General features: G+C 67.1%; 11 protein-coding genes and 3 rRNA genes. 12 read left to right on the forward strand and 2 right to left on the reverse strand.

Annotated features, from left to right (window positions below; translation table 11 throughout):
* Window positions 1–185: 185 nt before the first annotated feature.
* The 3 genes from BJ982_RS17820 (at window position 186) to rrf (ending at window position 5608) form a co-directional block, all read left to right on the forward strand.
* Window positions 186–1707 (forward strand): 16S ribosomal RNA (locus BJ982_RS17820).
* Between the two features lie 489 nt (window positions 1708–2196).
* Window positions 2197–5335 (forward strand): 23S ribosomal RNA (locus BJ982_RS17825).
* 156 nt (window positions 5336–5491) lie between these two features.
* Window positions 5492–5608, forward strand: a 5S ribosomal RNA gene (rrf, locus tag BJ982_RS17830).
* The 16S, 23S and 5S rRNA genes sit together here, the layout of an rRNA operon.
* Before the next feature lie 743 nt (window positions 5609–6351).
* Here the strand turns inward: rrf and BJ982_RS17835 are convergent.
* Together BJ982_RS17835 and BJ982_RS17840 are read right to left on the reverse strand one after the other, a co-directional pair.
* Window positions 6352–6768 (reverse strand): NUDIX domain-containing protein, encoded by a 417-nt coding sequence (locus tag BJ982_RS17835; RefSeq protein WP_184881498.1) that lies wholly within the window; start codon window positions 6766–6768, stop codon window positions 6352–6354.
* A 596-nt stretch (window positions 6769–7364) separates the two neighbouring features.
* Window positions 7365–7964, reverse strand: coding sequence for a hypothetical protein (locus tag BJ982_RS17840; protein WP_184881500.1), 600 nt, complete (start codon window positions 7962–7964; stop codon window positions 7365–7367).
* 1237 nt (window positions 7965–9201) lie between these two features.
* Here BJ982_RS17840 and BJ982_RS38535 point away from each other — a divergent pair.
* From BJ982_RS38535 to mrdA, 9 genes are all read left to right on the forward strand, one after another.
* Window positions 9202–9645 carry a hypothetical protein gene (locus BJ982_RS38535; protein WP_221482335.1) on the forward strand — a complete coding sequence of 148 codons (444 nt, stop codon included), beginning with the start codon at window positions 9202–9204 and terminating at the stop codon, window positions 9643–9645.
* Window positions 9646–9919: 274 nt separating this feature from the next.
* Window positions 9920–11242, forward strand: coding sequence for a bifunctional folylpolyglutamate synthase/dihydrofolate synthase (locus BJ982_RS17850; protein WP_184881502.1), 1323 nt, complete (start codon window positions 9920–9922; stop codon window positions 11240–11242).
* 410 nt (window positions 11243–11652) lie between these two features.
* Window positions 11653–11964: a DUF4233 domain-containing protein gene (locus BJ982_RS17855; protein ID WP_184881504.1), complete on the forward strand. Its 312-nt coding sequence runs from the start codon at window positions 11653–11655 to the stop codon at window positions 11962–11964.
* A gap of 83 nt (window positions 11965–12047) precedes the next feature.
* Window positions 12048–14009: a hypothetical protein gene (locus BJ982_RS17860; protein WP_184881506.1), complete on the forward strand. Its 1962-nt coding sequence runs from the start codon at window positions 12048–12050 to the stop codon at window positions 14007–14009.
* Between the two features lie 56 nt (window positions 14010–14065).
* Window positions 14066–14491 (forward strand): nucleoside-diphosphate kinase, encoded by a 426-nt coding sequence (gene ndk, locus BJ982_RS17865; RefSeq protein WP_184881508.1) that lies wholly within the window; start codon window positions 14066–14068, stop codon window positions 14489–14491.
* 238 nt (window positions 14492–14729) lie between these two features.
* Complete coding sequence (locus BJ982_RS17870) at window positions 14730–15761, forward strand: rod shape-determining protein (RefSeq protein WP_184881510.1); 1032 nt, start codon at window positions 14730–14732, stop codon at window positions 15759–15761.
* A gap of 26 nt (window positions 15762–15787) precedes the next feature.
* Entirely contained in the window at window positions 15788–17017 is a 1230-nt protein-coding gene (mreC, locus tag BJ982_RS17875; protein ID WP_184881512.1) for a rod shape-determining protein MreC, read from the forward strand.
* 4 nt (window positions 17018–17021) lie between these two features.
* Complete coding sequence (gene mreD / locus BJ982_RS17880; RefSeq protein ID WP_239123327.1) at window positions 17022–17552, forward strand: rod shape-determining protein MreD; 531 nt, start codon at window positions 17022–17024, stop codon at window positions 17550–17552.
* Entirely contained in the window at window positions 17549–19597 is a 2049-nt protein-coding gene (gene mrdA / locus BJ982_RS17885; RefSeq protein ID WP_184881517.1) for a penicillin-binding protein 2, read from the forward strand. The genes mreD and mrdA overlap by 4 nt, the downstream gene beginning before the upstream one ends.
* Window positions 19598–19609: the final 12 nt, after the last annotated feature.

Below are 19609 nucleotides of genomic sequence, written 5' to 3' on the forward strand. Positions count from 1 at the left end.
GGTCGCAGGGTTCGGGTGATGGTGTACGCGTCCGTTTCTTGAGAACTCAACAGTGTGTTAAAAGCCAGTGCATGAATCATGCATGATCCTCCGTCTGCCATGCCTCTGGGTGTGGTGGTGGATGGTTCCTTTGGTTGGACGCCTGCCTTGTGTGGTGGGTGTCTGCCGGGATTTTTTCCAGACATTGTTTGGAGAGTTTGATCCTGGCTCAGGACGAACGCTGGCGGCGTGCTTAACACATGCAAGTCGAGCGGAAAGGCCCTTCGGGGTACTCGAGCGGCGAACGGGTGAGTAACACGTGAGTAACCTGCCCTCAACTTCGGGATAAGCCTGGGAAACCGGGTCTAATACCGGATAGGACCTGGTCTGGCATCGGACTTCAGGTGGAAAGTTTTTTCGGTTGGGGATGGGCTCGCGGCCTATCAGCTTGTTGGTGGGGTAGTGGCCTACCAAGGCGACGACGGGTAGCCGGCCTGAGAGGGCGACCGGCCACACTGGGACTGAGACACGGCCCAGACTCCTACGGGAGGCAGCAGTGGGGAATATTGCGCAATGGGCGGAAGCCTGACGCAGCGACGCCGCGTGGGGGATGACGGCCTTCGGGTTGTAAACCTCTTTCAGCAGGGACGAAGTTGACGTGTACCTGCACAAGAAGCGCCGGCTAACTACGTGCCAGCAGCCGCGGTAATACGTAGGGCGCGAGCGTTGTCCGGAATTATTGGGCGTAAAGAGCTCGTAGGTGGCTTGTCGCGTCTGCCGTGAAAGCCCATGGCTTAACTGTGGGTCTGCGGTGGATACGGGCTGGCTAGAGGTAGGTAGGGGCAAGCGGAATTCCTGGTGTAGCGGTGAAATGCGCAGATATCAGGAGGAACACCGGTGGCGAAGGCGGCTTGCTGGGCCTTACCTGACGCTGAGGAGCGAAAGCGTGGGGAGCGAACAGGATTAGATACCCTGGTAGTCCACGCTGTAAACGTTGGGCGCTAGGTGTGGGGTCCTTCCACGGGTCCCGTGCCGTAGCTAACGCATTAAGCGCCCCGCCTGGGGAGTACGGCCGCAAGGCTAAAACTCAAAGGAATTGACGGGGGCCCGCACAAGCGGCGGAGCATGTTGCTTAATTCGACGCAACGCGAAGAACCTTACCAAGGCTTGACATCGCCTGGAAAGCTCTGGAGACAGGGCCCTCCTTTGGACTGGGTGACAGGTGGTGCATGGCTGTCGTCAGCTCGTGTCGTGAGATGTTGGGTTAAGTCCCGCAACGAGCGCAACCCTTGTTCCATGTTGCCAGCGCGCCCTTCGGGGTGGCGGGGACTCATGGGAGACTGCCGGGGTCAACTCGGAGGAAGGTGGGGATGACGTCAAGTCATCATGCCCCTTATGTCTTGGGCTGCAAACATGCTACAATGGTCGGTACAGAGGGTTGCGAGGCCGTGAGGCGGAGCGAATCCCTAAAAGCCGATCTCAGTTCGGATTGGGGTCTGCAACTCGACCCCATGAAGTCGGAGTCGCTAGTAATCGCAGATCAGCAATGCTGCGGTGAATACGTTCCCGGGCCTTGTACACACCGCCCGTCACGTCACGAAAGTCGGCAACACCCGAAGCCCGTGGCCCAACCCGCAAGGGGGGGAGCGGTCGAAGGTGGGGCTGGCGATTGGGACGAAGTCGTAACAAGGTAGCCGTACCGGAAGGTGCGGCTGGATCACCTCCTTTCTAAGGAGCACCGGCCTTGTGTGTGCCCCGCGCAAGCGGGCAGACCGGGTCCATGTCCGATGCCGGCAAGCGAACGTCTTGCCCATCGGCACGCTCATTAGTGGAGCACTGGCTACTCAACCAGACCCGCCTGCCGGGCCTGCCAGTACTGCCTGCTTCTTCGGAAGCGGGTTCAGGAACGCGGGGTACGGGGTCGGGGTTGGTTGGACACACTGTTGGGTCCTGAGGAAACGGACCTGCTTGCGGGTGGCTGAGGCCGCTGTGGCGGCCCTTGGGGTCGCGGTAGCGGTCTCGCCGCATGCGAGAGCTGGTTGTTCCTCGTTGTCGGGACCGGTCTTCTGTCATACCGGCTCACGTGTCCGGCGTTTGGTTCTTCTCCTCTTGTTGTGGGGGGTTGGGCTGCTGGGTGTGGTGGGTGTTTGGTGGCGGGTTGGGCTGGTGGTCTCGTTTGTTGTTTGTGAATTGCATAGTGGACGCGAGCATCTTTGTGGCCAAGTTTTTTAGGGCACACGGTGGATGCCTTGGCATCAGGAGCCGATGAAGGACGTGGGAGGCTGCGTTAAGCCTCGGGGAGTCGCCAACCAGACGTTGATCCGGGGATGTCCGAATGGGGAAACCTGGCACCAGTCATGTGGTGTCGCCGCCGTCTGAATGTATAGGGCGGTTGGTGGTAACGCGGGGAAGTGAAACATCTCAGTACCCGTAGGAAGAGAAAACAAAATGTGATTCCGTGAGTAGTGGTGAGCGAAAGCGGATGAGGCTAAACCATGCGCGTGTGATAGCCGGCAGGTGTTGCGTGTGTGGGGTTGTGGGACCTTCGTGGGAGGGCTGCCGTTCTCCCGAGGAGTGATAAACCGTTGCGATAGCCGAAGCCTCTGGGAAGGGGCGCCGTAGACCGTGAGAGCCGGGTAGGTGAAATCGTGTCGGCTTCTTGAGGGGATCCCAAGTAGCACGGGGCCCGAGAAATCCTGTGTGAATCTGCCAGGACCACCTGGTAAGCCTGAATACTCCCTGATGACCGATAGTGCACGAGTACCGTGAGGGAAAGGTGAAAAGCACCCCGGTGAGGGGTCGTGAAATAGTACCTGAAACCGTGTGCCTACAAGCCGTAGGAGCGTAACCGTCCTTCGGGATGGTTGTGATGTGACTGCGTGCCTTTTGAAGAATGAGCCTGCGAGTCATGGTGTGTGGCGAGGTTAACCCGTGTGGGGGAGCCGTAGCGAAAGCGAGTCTGAATAGGGCGTTTGTAGTCGCATGCTGTGGACCCGAAGCGGAGTGATCTACGCATGGGCAGGTTGAAGCGCGGGTAAGACCGTGTGGAGGACCGAACCCACCAGGGTTGAAAACCTGGGGGATGATCTGTGTGTAGGGGTGAAAGGCCAATCAAACTCCGTGATAGCTGGTTCTCCCCGAAATGCATTTAGGTGCAGCGTTGCGTGTTTCTTGCCGGAGGTAGAGCACTGGATGGCTGATGGGCCTTACCGGGTTACTGACGTCAGCCAAACTCCGAATGCCGGTAAGTGAGAGCGTGGCAGTGAGACTGCGGGGGATAAGCTCCGTGGTCGAGAGGGAAACAGCCCAGACCACCGACTAAGGCCCCTAAGGGTGTGCTAAGTGGGAAAGGATGTGGAGTCGCAGTGACAACCAGGAGGTTGGCTTAGAAGCAGCCACCCTTGAAAGAGTGCGTAATAGCTCACTGGTCAAGTGATTCCGCGCCGACAATGTAGCGGGGCTCAAGTACGCCGCCGAAGTCGTGGCACTCACACGTGTAGCCCGGTGCGGCTTTGTCGCATCCAGGTGTGTGGGTGGGTAGGGGAGCGTCGTGCAGCCGGTGAAGCGGTGGGGTGACCCAATCGTGGAGGCTGTGCGAGTGAGAATGCAGGCATGAGTAGCGAATCAGAAGTGAGAAACTTCTGCGCCGGATGACCAAGGGTTCCTGGGCTAGGTTAATCCGCCCAGGGTAAGTCGGGACCTAAGGCGAGGCCGACAGGCGTAGTCGATGGACAACGGGTTGATATTCCCGTACCCGCGGGCACGCGCCCATATCGAATCCAGTGATACTAAGGGTCCTTAACCCCTCACGCCCTTCGGGGTGTGGGTGAGGGTGAACGCCTGGCCTGATCTGGTAGTAGGTAAGCGATGGGGTGACGCAGGAGGGTAGCCCATCCCAGGCGATGGTTGTTCCTGGGGTAAGCATGTAGGGAGGAGCGTAGGCAAATCCGCGCTCTATTATCCTGAGATGTGATGCCGAGCCGATTGTGGTGAAGTGGGTGATCCCATGCTGCCGAGAAAAGCCTCTAGTGAGTGTGCCGGCGGCCCGTACCCTAAACCGACTCAGGTGGTCAGGTAGAGAATACCGAGGCGATCGGGTGAACTGTGGTTAAGGAACTCGGCAAATTGCCCCCGTAACTTCGGGAGAAGGGGGGCCTTCGCTGGTGATGGACCGTGCGTCCGGAGCTGGTGGGGGTCGCAGTGGCCAGGGGGAAGCGACTGTTTACTAAAAACACAGGTCCGTGCGAAGTCGTAAGACGATGTATACGGACTGACGCCTGCCCGGTGCCGGAACGTTAAGGGGACCGCTTAGCTTGTGGTAACGCAGGCGAAGGTGAGAACTTAAGCGCCGGTAAACGGCGGTGGTAACTATAACCATCCTAAGGTAGCGAAATTCCTTGTCGGGTAAGTTCCGACCTGCACGAATGGCGTAACGACTTCCCCGCTGTCTCAACCGCAGACCCGGCGAAATTGCACTACGAGTAAAGATGCTCGTTACGCGCAGCAGGACGGAAAGACCCCGGGACCTTCACTACAGCTTGACATTGGTGTTTGGGACGGCTTGTGTAGGATAGGTGGGAGACGGTGAAGCTGTCACGCTAGTGGTGGTGGAGTCATTGGTGAAATACCACTCTGGTCGTTTTGGATGTCTAACCCGCGCCCGTGGATCCGGGTGGGGGACAGTGTCTGGTGGGTAGTTTAACTGGGGCGGTTGCCTCCTAAAGGGTAACGGAGGCGCCCAAAGGTTCCCTCAGCCTGGTTGGCAATCAGGTGGCGAGTGTAAGTGCACAAGGGAGCTTGACTGTGAGACCGACGGGTCGAGCAGGAGCGAAAGCTGGGACTAGTGATCCGGCGGTGGCTTGTGGAAGCGCCGTCGCTCAACGGCTAAAAGGTACCCCGGGGATAACAGGCTGATCTTCCCCAAGAGTCCATATCGACGGGATGGTTTGGCACCTCGATGTCGGCTCGTCGCATCCTGGGGCTGGAGTAGGTCCCAAGGGTTGGGCTGTTCGCCCATTAAAGCGGTACGCGAGCTGGGTTTAGAACGTCGCGAGACAGTTCGGTCCCTATCCGCTGCGCGCGCAGGAGACTTGAAGGGGGCTGTCCCTAGTACGAGAGGACCGGGACGGACGAACCTCTGGTGTGCCAGTTGTTCTGCCAAGGGCATGGCTGGTTGGCTACGTTCGGGAGGGATAACCGCTGAAGGCATCTAAGCGGGAAGCCTGCCTTGAGATGAGGTCTCCCACCCCTGTGAGGGGGGTAAGGCTCCCAGGTGACGACTGGGTTGATAGGCCGGGTGTGGAAGCATCGTAAGGTGTGGAGCTGACCGGTACTAATAGGCCGAGGACTTGACCACAAAGCAACGACACCCGCGCCGGTTGAGGCTGGTGTGGGTGGTGCTCGCGTCCACTGTGTGATCTCAGAGACATCAAACCTGAGACCCACACCAACCAACAGGCACCGGTAATGGTGTGTTGGTGGGTGGTGTGCTCGGTTGGTTGTTTCACGGGGTTACGGCGGTTTTAGCGGAAGGGAAACACCCGGTTACATTCCGAACCCGGAAGTTAAGCTTTCCAGCGCCGATGGTACTGCACCGGGGACGGTGTGGGAGAGTAGGACACCGCCGGACAATCTTTTGAAGTGAATGCAAGGTAGGGCCATCCAGGAGCTTCGTGCTCCACGGGGTGGCCCTTCCTGCATTTCCGGACACTTTTCCTCTTCGTGTCCTGCATTCCAGGACTTTCCATTCGTGGTCTCCGAGACTTCTTCATTCGTGCGTCCCTGCCACAAACTCCGGGACCTTTCCTCCGCCACGAGGGTCTTCATCGAGGGCGCCGCGTCGGCGGGGTGCAGGTCGGCGAATCCCGGCGCCTACAACGGCGGCCCACCCGCCCCTACCTGTCCCTGCCCACGACAGCCGCCGACCGGTCACGAAAGTGAGAACGCCGAGGGGCGCCGCAGAATGGGCTCCGCCTCCGGCTCGGACAGTGCTTCCCCGGGCGCTGACGCGCGCTTCCTCTCGTAGCGCGCACTGCCGAAGGGCCGACTGGGGCGCCGTTATGGGCGCAGGGCTTGGTGGTCAAGCAGGAGAACACCGGCCTGCTGGCTCAGATGATCGCGCTCTGAAGTGCGTCTCACTGAAACCACAGGCTGACCAGGAAAGACGACCCTCGAACACGCCTCGGCCTGGTTGAAGGCGTGCACGGCCACCGAGTAGACAGCGGCCATCGACATCCGCAAGCTCAGCGGCGAGCTGGCGGTCGAGCCGCCGCCCCCACACAGAAATCATCGACTACACACAATGGCGTTCGCCGAGGCCCGGTGGTGTCCGGATCTGCCGATGAGCGCGCACTCCTGGCTTCCGGTGCGACGTCACGTGAGGAGCACGGCGGTGAGCATCGAGAGATACGACTCGTGGGCGAGACGCAGGCTGTCAAGGTCGGATGTCCAGAACCACGCCACAGCGTCGTGCTCGTCCGGCGCGGCGTTGACGGGTGTTCCGGTCCACCTGTCGATCAACCAGATCCGCATGTCGAACGTCGCGGTCCGGATCTCATGCATCGGCGGGCCGGATGGCTCCGATGCCGTGATTCCCAACTCCTCCCGAAGCTCGCGGACAAGGCTCTCCTTCGGATCCTCCCCCTCCTCGACATGACCGCCCGGCAGATCCCACACGTCGGGATACCAACGACGTCCGGCGCTTCGATGACACAGCAACACCCGATCGCCGTCGCGAACAATGGCCGTCACAATCCGGACCGGACCGGAGTCGTCAGTGGAGATCGTCATCGGCACATTTTGACCCATGCGGATCGGAGTTCGGTCAACTTGGCCTACGCGAAGGAAGTGATCGTCATCCTCTGACCTGCTGGAAGGCTCCGACAACCCTAGATAGCCGTCAAAACGACGGCTGCGCCAGGAAGTGGCAGTGGACGGAACGCTGGACTCTCAGAGTTAAATGTGGGGCTCCGCCGGGGAATGGGCCTCGCCTTCGGCTCGGGCTGTGTTTCCTAGGCGCTGACGCGCGTTCCTCTCGTACCGGGTTCGCAGAGCGGTGGCCGGCCGGCCGCCGTCATGGGTGCCGAGCTTCGCCTACCTGCACCCCGCCGACACGGCCCTGAACCGAAGCTCGCATCCGAACGGGACAACAGGAAACAGAAAGAGCACAAAATGAAAAGAGCACGAAGACGCTGTGGCTAGCACCATGGCGATGACAGCGGAGCGAAGGTCGGCGCCAGCCACTTTCCGTGCTATTGAGGACCGTGGCCGGGACCTCTTGTTCCAGGGCTTGCCTGCGAGTCGACGGTGCGGTCGTTGTGTCGTCGGGTGAGCTTGTGCCGGTTAGGGCCTTAGGGCGGGGGCTTGTGGTGAGGGGGCCCAGGAAATTAGGTGGGAGGGGTGAAGAGGGTTTCGGTGGGGGCGTTGATGGTGTCCAGGACTTTGCCTGTGAAGTAGACCGTGCCGATGGCCAGGACGTGGGGGGCGATTTCGGTGAGGAATTGGCGGGTGAGCTGGGATTCGTCGATGACGGTCCAGTCTGCGGGGAGTGGGGCGGTGAAGCGCAGGTGGGGGAGCGCCAGGCGTACGAACGTGACCGGGAGGCCGGCGAGTTCGGTGATGGCTCCTTGGACGTCCTTGTGGTCGGGGAGGCATAGGAGGACATGGTCCACGCGGGGCCAGCGCCGCAGGGCCATGGTGAGGGCCGTGGCCAGCCCGGGTCGGTTGATCGCCGAGTCGACGCACAGTTCGGTCCCGCTCTCGGGAAGGGTGTGGAACGACAGGCGACCCGGGAGTCGTATGGACGCGAGCACATCCGTCAGGGGCTTCGGGGCGGGGAGGGGCAGGCCGAGCAGGGAGAGCATGCGCGCGGCGGCGGCGCAGCCCAGCTCGGCGTTCCACCGGCCGTAGGAGGGCGGAAGGAGATCACGGGGCAGCGTGCCGCCCTCGGTGTCCACTGTCTCCACCTCTACCTTCGTCGTCTCCACCTTCGTCACCGTCTTCGCCTCTAGGTTCGTCTGCGTCTCCGTCTGCGTCTCCGTCTGCGTCTCCGTCTGCGTCTCCGTCTGCGTCTCCGTCCTGCGTCTCCGTCTGCGTCTCCGTCTGCGTCTCCGTCTGCGTCTCCGTCTGCGTCTCCGTCTGCGTCTCCGTCTGCGTCTCCGTCTGCGTCTCCGTCTGCGTCTCCGTCTGCGTCTCCGTCTGCGTCTCCGTCTGCGTCTCCGTCTGCGTCTCCGTCTGGTCTCCGTCTGCGTCTCCGTCTGCGTCTCCGTCTGCGTCTCCGTCTGCGTCTCCGTCTGCGTCTCCGTCTGCGTCTCCGTCTGCGTCTCGTCTGCGTCTCCGTCTGCGTCTCCGTCTGCGTCTCCGTCTGCGTCTCCGTCTGCGTCTCCGTCTGCGTCTCCGTCTGCGTCTCCGTCTGCGTCTCCGTCTGCGTCTCCCCCGTCTGCGTCTCCGTCTGCGTCTCCGTCTGCGTCTCCGTCTGCGTCTCCGTCTGCGTCTCCGTCTGCGTCTCCGTCTGCGTCTCCGTCTGCGTCTCCGTCTGCGTCTCCGTCTGCGTCTCCGTCTGCGTCTCCGTCTGCGTCTCCGTCTGCGTCTCCGTCTGCGTCTCCGTCTGCGTCTCCGTCTGCGTCTCCGTCTGCGTCTCCGTCTGCGTCTCCGTCTGCGTCTCCGTCTGCGTCTCCGTCTGCGTCTCCGTCTGCGTCTCCGTCTGCGTCTCCGTCTGCGTCTCCGTCTGCGTCTCCGTCTGCGTCTCCGTCTGCGTCTCCGTCTGCGTCTCCGTCTGCGTCTCCGTCTGCGTCTCCCGTCTGCGTCTCCGTCTGCGTCTCCGTCTGCGTCTCCGTCTGCGTCGTCTCCGCCTCTGCCTGCGCTTCTGTCTCCGTTGTTTTCAGCTCGGCTTCTACCTCTGCCGTTTCCGCTTCCCGTACTTCGGCCTCCCGTACTTCCGCGTCCCCTGCTTGCCTCTTCGCCGTCTGGATGTCGCCGAGCTTGATGTCGGCTCTGGGCGACGCGTTGGGTTCGGTGGTCGCTGTCGCGCCGTTCGAATGGGTAGGGGCTGGGAGGCGTGGTGACGGGTTCCGGGTTCGTAAGTTCGGTCTTTGGCTGGGAGCTCGCTGCGGTGTCCGTGGTTTCGTTGTTCGGGGCGGTGTCCATCCGGGGTGCGGTGCCGGTGGTGGAGGGCGCGGCTTCCATGGGGCGTGTGGTGCGGGCGCGGATCACCGTGCTGATCGCTTGCTGGACGGCCGGCTGTTGGGGGAGGGAGAGGACGGCCTGGGTTCGAGAGGACGTCACTGCGGCCTTCTCACGGGCTATTTCGGCGGGGGTGTCGCCGAGGACGCCGACGTGTTCGGCGAAGATCTCGGTGATGGCCACGGTGTGCGGGGGGAGCAGGGAGACCTCGTCGGAGGCTCCGCCCATGCCGGCTTCGAGCACGATGACGTCGGCCTCGATGTCCCGCGCGTGCAGGACGCCCGCGATGGTGAAAAGGCCGACGGGGGACAGGTATCCAGGAGATTCGCGGCGGTCCGGCATCGACCGGAGGGCCTGGGCTATCCGCGCGGCCAGCCCGCTCAGCGTCGCGTCCGAGATGGCCGTGCCGTTCACCCTGATGCGTTCACGGTTGGCGCGCAGCGCCGGACTGGTGACGGAGACGACCCGGAGGCCGGCGGCGGCTAGATAGGCGGACGCGTACATGGCGGTCGTGCCCTTGCCCTTGGAGCCGACGACGGTGAGGACAGGGGCGCTCGCCGTGGAGGCGTCGAGCAGCTCCAGGAGCCGGCGGGCGCGGGCGAGGCTGCGGCGCTCTCCCCCGCCGCGGGCGCGCCACTCGGCGAAGAAGACGTCGTCCGGGCTCACCGCACAAGTCTATTGCCGGGCGTGCTTCCCGGTTTTCCACAGGCCGTGGGACGGTCGGTTGGGCGGTGATAGGGGCCGATAAGCTGACGGAGTGATGGCAGGGCAGGAAATTCGCGTCGTCGAGGCAGCGATCCGCGAGCGCGGAGTCGAGTGGGACATCGATCCCACGCTTGACCGCATCGCCGGGCTGGCGGACATCCTCGGGCATCCGGAGCGCATGTACCCGGTCATCCACATCGCCGGCACCAACGGCAAGTCGAGCACGGCCCGCATGATCGACGCGCTGTTGCGCGCGCGGAACCTGCGAACCGGCCGGTACACCAGCCCGGAGTTCTCCGAGATGCGCGAGCGCATCTGCGTGGACGGCGTCCCTCTCCCTGAGGACCGTTTCATCGAGGTCTACCGCGAGATCGAGCCGTATCTGGAGATCATCGACGCGAAGCTCGGCCGGGTGAGCTTCTTCGAGGTGCTCACCGCGATGGCGTACGCGGCGTTCGCGGACGCTCCGGTCGATTTCGCGGTCATCGAGACCGGCATGGGCGGCACGTGGGACGCGACCAACATCGCGGACGGCACGGTCGCCGTGATCACCCCCATCTCTTTGGACCACACCGAGTATCTGGGCCCGGACGTCGAGACGATCGCCGGGGAGAAGGCGGGCATCATCAAGCCGGGCGCGACGGCCGTTCTGGCGCAGCAGCCGCTGCCCGCCGCCGAGGTGCTGGTCAGGCGCGCGGCGGAGGCCGAGGCCACCGTGGCGCGCGAGGGGCTGGAGTTCGGGGTGCTGCACCGCGAGCTGGCCATGGGTGGCCAGGTGCTGCGGTTGCAGGGCCTCAAGGGCGTCTACGAGGACGTCTTCCTTCCGTTGTACGGCGCGCATCAGGCCGGCAACGCGGCGCTGGCGCTCGCGGCGGTGGAGGCCCTCACGGGGGGCGACGATCCGCTGGACGCGGAGCTGGTACGGCAGGCGTTCGCCGAGGTGTCCAGCCCGGGCCGGCTGGAGGTCATACGGCGCGGCCCGACGGTGCTGGTGGACGCGGCCCACAACCCGGGGGGCATGGAGGCGAGCGTCGACGCGATCAGCGAGTCCTTCGGGTTCACGCGTCTCATCGCCGTCGTCGCGGTCATGGGGGACAAGGACGTGGACACGATCCTGGAGCTCCTGGAGCCGGTCGTCGAAGAGATCGTGGTGACGCGCAACTCGTCCCCGCGCTCCATGGACGTGGCCGAGCTGGCCGAGCGTGCCGAGGGCGTGTTCGGCCCCGAGCGGGTGCATCGGGCCGACCGGCTCGACGGGGCCATCGACACGGCCATGGGGCTCGCCGACCAGGGCGACGAGTTCGGCTCCGGCGTCCTCATCACCGGCTCCGTCGCGACCGCGGGCGACGCCCGCATCCTCCTGAAAGCGAACCGATGACCTCCCCCGAGCCGGACGCCCGCAAGTGCACCCCGGCGACCTCCCCACATGCCTCGGATACTCCCGAGTCCCGCCCGACATCCTCGGGAAAGCCGCAACCCCCTGACCGCGCAGCGGCTTCAGAGGAGTCGCGGCGTGTTGAGGGTGGACGGATGGCCGCGGAGGGGCCGTCCGGGGGTGGGGCTGCGAGCTCGGGGGAGTCGCGGTCCGGGGAAGGTGGGGCCGGGAGTTCGGGCGGGCCGGGGTTCGTGGAGCTTGGGTCGGTCGCCGAGGGGGGCGTCGGGGCTTCGTCGGGGGCGCGGTCTCAGGAGGGTGAGTCTGTAGTGCGTGAGTCGGTTTTGTCGGGGGAGTCGGTCGTGTCTGGGGAGTCGGGGGCTCGTAGGGAGAAGGGGTTCAGGGTTACGCCGGGGATGCGGCGGCTTGGGGCGAGTGTGTTGGGGATGGAGGCGATCGTTCTCGGGCTGGTGACGCCCGTGGCGATCGTGATCAACAAGGTGTCGCCAGGGATAGCCGTGGCGGTCGGCCTGGGGCTCGCGGTGGTGTGCGTCCTGGTGGCGGGCATGTTGAAGCGGCCCTTCGCCTACATCGCGGGTAGCGTCGTGCAGGTCCTGGCCATCGCGACCGGGTTCCTCGTCCCGATCATGTTCTTCCTCGGCGTGGTGTTCGCCGCGCTGTGGATCACAGCCATTCTGGTCGCTCGGCGTGTCGAGGGCGTGACTTAACGCTAAAGTCGGCCGGTATGGCCGTCCCCCCAATCCAGGCCACGGGCCTCACGGCTCTCGGTCGGGTCAATCGCATACCGCTCGTGCTCGACGTGATCGTCGGGCTGCTGACCGCCCTCGCGCTTCCACTGGCGATCGTGGCCATTCCGAACACCATCTCGGTGGTCTCCGCTCTGCTGCCTCCGGACATCGCCGGGGTCGGCGTCCTGCGCGCCCACGGGCTCGCCCTGCCGGTGATGCTCTGCGTGGTGCCGCTCACCGCCGTGGCGCTCGGCCGGTTCTCACCCGCCCCCGTCCTGCTCGCGGGCCTGGCGCTGCTCGGCGTGGCCGACGTGGCCGGAGGGTACGCCGGCTCGGCGGTCGCGGTCGGGGTCCTCAGGGCCCTGCACGGCGTCGCCGCGGGCATGCTCGTCCCCGCCACCCTCGCCGCCTGCCGGGAACGATCCGCCTCCTCGCGCGGGGTGCTGGTCCCGGTCTGGGCGGCGGCCCTGGCGGCGGCCTTCCTGACCGCCCAGGCGCTGGCGCTGTGGCCGCTGGACCAGGTGACGTCGTGGCGGGTGACGCTGCAGCCGTATCCGATGCTGACGGGGGTGGCGCTCGCGCTCGCCGCGACATACTTCGCGATCAGCCGTCTCACCGGCGAGGACACCCGGCCCGCCGAGGATGGCCAATGGGAGGGCGCCCCGTACGCCGAGAATGGCCGACGGGGCGGCGCCTGGTCCGCCAAGGATGGTCAACGGGGCGGAGCTTCGCCGTACGCCGAGAATGGCCAACCGGGCGATGCCCGGTCCGCTGAGGGTGGCCAACGGAGTGGAGCTTCGCCGTACGCCGCGAATCGTCGATGGGGCGGTGCGCGGTCAGCCGAGGATGGTCAGCGTGGCGGCGGCGCCTCGTTCGCGCAGGATGGTGGGCGGGAGGGCGCCTGGTTCGCTCAGGGCTTTCGCGCGGGTTCCGGTGGGGACTTGTCGGGTGGGTCGGTGCGGGTGTTGTTCACGCTGGGGCCGTCCGCGGGGGTGGCCCTGCTTGCTCTCGGCACCACGTTCGGGTGGCCGCCGTGGCTCATCGTCGTGTCCGCCGCGGTCGCCGTGGCGGTGCTGCTGACCCCGGCGTGCGCCGGGCGGGCCGGAGGGCCGGCAGGGCGGGCGCTCGCGTTCGTGATGGTCGCCGTCGGGCTGGTGGTGCTGCCGACCGCCGCGCAGGTCACCTACGTGGAGCTGGGCGGCCTCGGCGGGCCGGGGTTGTCGGGTCTGTGGGCGCCGTTCGGGCTGGCCGTGCTGTTGGTACTGGTCGTGGTGCTGGTCATCCCCGCCGCCCGCTTCGCCCCGCACGTCGTGGGCCGGTTCGGCGAGGTTCCCGCGTCCAAGCTGGTCGCAGGGGGACTGGTCGCCATGGTGGCCGGGCTGTGCGCGATCCGGCTGATGGTGCCGGCGCCTTCGGGCATGCCGCTGCTCGTGCCGTTCGCGCTGCTCGGGGGCGGCGCGGCGGTGGCGGTGACGGCGGCACTCCGCGCGGTGCCCTTGTCCACGGCGCTGTCCGCCCTGTCCCTCTGCCTGCCTGCCGTTCTCAGCGGCTTCCTGCTCGGAACGGGTATCCAAGTGGAACGACTGCACGCGGTCAGCACGTCCGGTGAGGTCACCTCGCAGGCGATGGTCGACGGGTTCGTGGAGGCGCTGCACGTCTGGGCGCTGGTCGCCGGGTTCGCCGTGGTCGTCATCCTGGTGCTGGGGGCGGTGCTGGCGACCCGCTCGGCCGAGCGGGCCCTGCGCGACGCCCCGGCCGACACTCCAGCCGATGTCCCGCCGCGGGGAGTCGAGGACGGTGCGGACGAGGGCGCCGCGGACCGGGCGGCGGCCGGCGAAGCGAGCGGCGCCGGCGGGGCCGGCGGGGTCGTGGGCCCGGAGGGGGCGGGGCGGACGGCGGGCGAGGAGGGCGCCGGCGACGGCCCGGAGACGTCGATGATCCCGGTGGTGCCCGCGCCCACCCGGTCCCCAGAGGCGGGCGGCGACCAGGACGGCCGGGACGGCGAGGGGTCCCCGGGCCGGTAAGCTGCGCACACGCTTCCCCTCTCGCCGGCCGTCTCGCGTGGCGCCCGGCGTTGACAATGAAGGAGATTCCCGTGTCCGAGCGCACGCTTGTCCTGATCAAGCCCGACGGTGTCCGCCGCGGCCTCATCGGTGACGTGATCGCCCGCGTGGAGCGCAAGGGCCTCAAGGTCGTGGCCTTGGAACTTCGCACGCTCGACGTGGAGACGGCCAAGGCGCACTACGCCGAGCACGCGGAGAAGCCCTTCTTCGGCGAGCTGGTCGAGTTCATCACCTCCGGGCCGCTGGTGGCCCTGGTGCTGGAGGGGCCGCGCGCGGTCGAGGCGTTCCGCTCCCTGGCCGGCGCCACCGACCCGGTGAAGTCGGCGCCGGGCACGATCCGCGGCGACCACGCGCTGGAGATCGGCGAGAACGTCGTGCACGGCTCCGACTCGCCGGAGTCGGCCGCCCGCGAGGTCAAGCTTTTCTTCCCGGACCGTTTCTGAGCGGTGAACGTCCCCGGCTCCCGCGAGAGCCGGGTGTGAACAGGCCCCGGCGCGCGCGGCGCGCCGGGGCCTGTTCGTTGGGGGTGTTTCCGCAGGTCCCCGCCATGTGATCAGGTGGGTGCGACAAGATTTTCCCCGGCGGGACGGCTCGTTGCCCGCGCGAGTGGGTACGTCACGTTACGATTCGAATGCGAATCGTAATCTCTCGCGAACGACCTGTAGGAAGGTTTCCTTCCCCATGGGCAGCAAGCTGGCATTCCTCGGCCGTGACATGGCCGTCGACCTCGGCACCGCCAACACGTTGGTGTACGTGCGGGGTCGCGGCATCGTGCTCAACGAGCCGTCGGTGGTGGCGATCAACACGACCACCGGCAAGATCGTGGCAGTGGGCATCGAGGCCAAGAGGATGATTGGCCGGACGCCCGGGAACATCGTGGCGATACGCCCGCTGAAGGACGGCGTGATCGCCGACTTCGACGTCACGGAGCGCATGCTCCGCTATTTCATCCAGCGTGTGCACAAACGGCGGCACTTCGCCAAGCCGCGCATCATCGTCGCCGTCCCGAGCGGGATCACCGGCGTCGAGCAGCGGGCCGTCAAGGAGGCCGGCTACCAGGCCGGGGCGCGCCGGGTGTACATCATCGAGGAGCCCATGGCCGCCGCGATCGGCGCGCGGCTGCCCGTCCACGAGCCGACCGGCAACATGGTGGTCGACATCGGCGGCGGCACCACCGAGGTCGCGATCATCTCCATGGGCGGCATCGTGACCAGCCAGTCGATCCGCGTCGGCGGCGACGAGCTCGACCAGGCCATCATCGCGTTCGCCAAGAAGGAGTACTCCCTGATGCTCGGGGAGCGCACCGCCGAGGAGATCAAGATCGCGATCGGCTCCGCCTGCCCGGTCGGGGACGACTGCCACGCCGAGATCCGGGGCCGTGACCTGGTCACCGGCCTGCCGAAGACGATCGTGGTGTCGGCGGACGAGATCCGCAAGGCGACCGAGGAGCCGCTGAAGTCCATCATCGACGCGGTGAAGTCGACGCTGGACAAGTGCCCGCCCGAGCTGTCCGGCGACCTGATGGACCGGGGCGTGGCCCTCACCGGCGGCGGGGCGCTGCTGAAGGGCATGGACGACCGTCTGCGCGACGAGACCGGCATGCCGATCCATCTCGTGGAGAACGCCCTGGACTCGGTGGCGCTCGGCTCGGGCAAGTGCGTCGAGGAGTTCGAGGTCCTGCAGCAGGTCCTGGTGCCCGAACCGAGACACTGACCACATTCGATGGAGCCGAGAGACCGATGAGGGATACGCGCCGTGCGCGGTTGATCCTTGGCCTGCTGCTGGCCGCGGCGCTCGTCCTGATCACCGTCGACCACCGCCAGCGCGACGACTCCCTGTTCGAGCCGGTGCGCTCGCTGGCGTCCTCGCTGTTCGGCGTGGCCGAGCGTGCCGGGACGAGCGTGGTGCGGCCGATGGGCGACCTCGTCGACACCTACGCCTCCGCCGCCGAGTACAAGCGGCAGATCGCGGCGATGCGCGCGGAGAACTCCCGCCTGCGGCGCGAGGTGACCGCGCGCACGCTCGACCGGCAGCGGTCCGAGCAGCTCACGCGCATGCTCGGGCTGTCGGGCATGGGCGGCTACCGCGTGGTGGCGGCCCAGGTGATCGCCAGGCGCGGCGTCCCGGGGTTCGAGGAGGCGGTCGAGATCGACGCGGGGTCGGGCGACGGTGTGCGGCCGGACATGACCGTGCTGAACGGGGACGGTTTGGTGGGGCGGGTCGCCCACGCCGGTCCGGGCACCTCCACGGTGGTCCTGCTGACCGATCCGGCCTCGACGGCGGGGGCGCGCATGGAGGGCGGCAACCAGGTGGGCGTGGTGACGGGCCTGGGTCCGGCCGCGGAGAGCCGTCTGATCCGTTTCCGGCTGCTGGACTCGGCGGCGACGCTGGCGGCGGGCCGCCGCATCGTGAGCTTCGGGTCGGAGAACGGCGTGCCGTACGCGCCGGGGCTGCCGGTGGGGGTGATCGAGCGCGTGGAGCCGACGCCGGGCGAGCTGACCCGGGTGGCCTACGCCAGGCCGTTCGTCGACTTCGCGGGGCTGGACGTGGTCGGGGTGGTCGTGAAGGCGCCGCGCCGCGACCCCCGGGACGCCATGCTGCCGCCCGCGCCGCCGCCGCCCAAGAAGCAGGCCCGCGCGCCCGCTCCTCCTCCCGCGCCGTCCCCGTCCGCGCCGCCCCCCTCGCCTTCGCCGTCCGCGCCGACGCGCGAGGAACGCCGGGACGATCGGCGGGACGAACGCCGGCAGGAGCGCCGCGAGGAGGAACGGGGAGAACGGCGCGGCGAGCAGCGGGAGGACCCCGGCGAGAGACCACGGCGTGAGCAGGACGGCGAGGGCAGGCGGAGCGGCGCGCACGCCCCGCCGGCCCGCCGGGAGCTACGGGCCGTCCACCGGCCCGCGCGCGAGAAGCGTGACAGACATGACGCCCGTGACGGGCACGGGCGGGACCGAGCGGGCGGGAGGACGTGACACAGTGCTCCGAGCGATCACGGCGGTGCTGCTCGCCGGCCTCATCATGATCGTGCAGGTGAGCATCGTGAACCGCCTCCCCCTTCCCGGGGGTGGAGCCCCTGACCTGGTGCTCCTCGGCGTGGTGATGTTCGCCCTGGCGCGCGGGCCGGTGCCCGGGGCCGCCACGGGCTTCGCCATGGGCCTGGCCGCCGACGTGCTGCCGCCGTCGGCGCACGTCATGGGCCAGTACGCGCTGGTGTTCTGCCTGGTGGGCTACGCGGTGGGGCGGGCCGCCGAGCGGGCGCCGGGGGCGTCGGCGGTCACGGTGATCGTCGCGGTGATGGTCGCGCCGCTCCTGGCGGCCGGGGTCGGCGGGCTGCTCGGCGACCCGCGGGCCGACTGGCACACGCTGCCGCGCGTGTGGCCGGCCCTGGTCATGTACAACCTGGCGGTCGCGGCGGCGGTCTTCTGGGGGGTCTCGCGGTTCTCCGCGCGCCGCCACCGGCGCGAGGCCGTCCCCACGGGGGCCTACCCGGTTCGGAGGCACGTGTGATCCGTGTCCGCGCCCGGCTGGTCGTGCTGCAGTTCCTGGTCCTGACGCTGCTGGCGGTGCTGACCGTCCGGCTGTGGCAGGTGCAGGTCGTGCACGGGTCGCAGTTCGTGGTCGCGGCGACCGAGACCCGCACGCGCGACGTGATCGTCCCGGCCGCGCGCGGGCAGATCCTGGACGCGTCGGGGCGTCCCTTGGTGCGCAACCGCGCCTCGCTGGTGGTCTCGGTGGACCGCGCCGAGTTCGAGCGCATGCCGGACGGCGGCGCGGCGGTGCTGAAGCGCCTCGGGGCCGTGCTGGGCCGTCCGGTGAAGGAACTGCGCGAGCGCATCCGCCCGTGCGGGCCGAAGGTGCACCGTCCGTGCTGGCCCGGCTCCCTCTACTCGCAGATCCCCATCGACGACGACGTCTCCACCCGGCAGGCCCTGCAGATTCTGGAGCGCCAGGAGGACTTCCCGGGGGTGGTCGCCGAGGTGCAGGCCGTCCGCGACTACCCCCTCGGGACGGGGGCGTCCCAGACGCTCGGTTACCTGCAGCCGGTCACCGAGGAGGAGCTGAAGAAGCGGTCCAAGCTCAAGGCGAACTTCTCCGGCGTCGACCTGGTGGGCAGGGACGGCCTGGAGTACGTCTACGACGAGGCGCTGCGCGGCCAGCCCGGCCTGCGCCGGGTCCAGGTGGACCGCATGGGCAAGGTGCTCGGCGTCGAGCGGCAGACCTCGCCCGTGCCCGGCGACGTGCTGATCACCAACATGGACGTCAACGTGCAGAAGGCCGTCGACGCGGCGCTGGCCAAGGCGATGAAGAGCGCGCCGAGCGCGGACGGCGCCGCCGCGGTGGTGCTGGACGTGCGGACCGGCGGGGTGGTCGCGATCGGCAGCATGCCGACCTACGATCCCTCGGTCTGGGCGGGCGGCATCGCCGAGAAGGACTACCAGCACCTGCTGTCGGAGAAGGCGGGCCTGCCGCTGATCTCCCGCGCGACCCACGGCCAGTACGCGCCCGGCTCGACGTTCAAGGTCTCCTCGGTGTCGGCGATGGTCAGGGACGGCTACCCCCTGCACGGCAAGTACGACTGCCCGGGGGTGTACGACGTCGCGGGCACGGCGTTCCACAACTTCCACGGCATCCCCCTCGGCGTGCTCGATCTTCACACGGCCCTGGTGAAGTCCTGCGACACGATCTTCTACAAGGCGGCCTACGAGATGTGGCAGCGGGACGGCGGCCTCAAGCCCGTCCCCCGTCCCAAGGAGCCGATGACCAACACGGCCAAGGCGTTCGGGTTCGGCAGGAGGACCGGCATCGACCTTCCCGGCGAGGTGCCCGGGCGCATCCCCGGCCGCGCGTGGAAGAAGGAGATGTGGGACGCCACCCACCACCTGAGCTGCCAGCGCTCCAAGACCGGCTATCCCGAGGTGGAGAAGAAGAACCCCGGCCGGGCGGCCTACCTCAAGAGGCTCGCCCACGAGAACTGCGTGGAGGGCATGCAGTGGAAGGCCGCCGAGGCCGCCAACCTCTCCATCGGGCAGGGCGACGTGCTGGTGACGCCGCTGCAGCTCGCCGCCGCCTACGCCGCCCTGGTCGGGGACGGCAAGCTGCGCAGCCCGCGCATCGCCAAGGCGATCGTCCGGCCGGACGGCAGTCACGTCGAGGAGATCAAGGCCCCGGTGACGGGACGACTGCCCGTCGACAAGGGCACCCGTGACTACATCCGCAAGGCGCTGAGCGAGGTGACGTCGGACGGCACGGCGGCGGGCGCGTTCGGCGGCTTCCCGATGGACGTGGTGAAGATCGGTGGCAAGACCGGCACCGCCGAGGTCTACGGCAAGGAGGACACCTCCTGGTTCGCCTCCTTCGCGCCCGCCGCCGATCCCCGCCTGGTGGTCGTCGTCACGGTGTCACAGGGCGGCCAGGGCGCCATGGCCGCGGCCCCGGCGGCACGGGAGATCTGGGAGGCCATCTACGGCGTCAAGGGGCCGCCGGCCCTGCCCGGCGGCAAGCCGGTCGCGCGCCTGCCGAAGATCAGGAGCGACGGGACGGTGGCGGAGTGAACCAGGCCCTCG

Origin of the sequence: Sphaerisporangium siamense (genome assembly GCF_014205275.1) — a bacterium.
Taxonomy (GTDB): Bacteria; Actinomycetota; Actinomycetes; order Streptosporangiales; family Streptosporangiaceae; genus Sphaerisporangium; species Sphaerisporangium siamense.